1 protein-coding gene is annotated in these 553 nt (G+C 61.5%); it reads left to right on the forward strand.

Going from position 1 to position 553, the window contains the following annotated elements:
* On the forward strand, positions 1–553 hold a 553-nt coding region (locus D368_RS17470), incomplete at both ends, for an AMP-binding enzyme (protein ID WP_486129293.1).

Here is a 553-nt window from a genome sequence, read left to right on the forward strand (position 1 = left end):
GTATGTATTAGATAGCGGGGGAACCATCCAGCCTGCGGGCGTGGCAGGAGAGCTGTACATCGCAGGGACAGGAGTGGCCCGCGGCTATCTGAACCGGCCTGAGCTGACGGAGGAGCGTTTTCTCGATGATCCGTTTTATCCGGGAGAACGCATGTATCAGACGGGTGATATCGCACGCTGGACAGAAGACGGCCTTGTCGAATGGCTCGGCCGTTCAGACGGACAAGTGAAAGTCCGCGGCTACCGGATTGAACCGGGGGAGATCGAAGCGGCGATCCGGCGCATCGACGGCATTCGTGAGGCGGCAGTCACCGCCCGGACCGAACACGGCGAAACCGCGCTTTACGCCTATATTGAAGGACGAAAAAGCGATGATGTGCGGGCGGAGCTTGCGGCACGCCTTCCGGCCTACATGATGCCGGCTCAGTTTATAGAGATGAGCGAATGGCCGGTCACGCCGAGCGGAAAGCTTGACCGCCGCGCGCTGCCGGCTCCCGGCGGAGCGGCAGACAGACAAGCGTACACCGCCCCGCGGAACGTCACTGAAATGAAG

Origin of the sequence: Paenibacillus lentimorbus NRRL B-30488 (assembly GCF_000411595.1) — a bacterium.
Classification (GTDB): Bacteria; Bacillota; Bacilli; order Bacillales; family Bacillaceae; genus Bacillus; species Bacillus velezensis.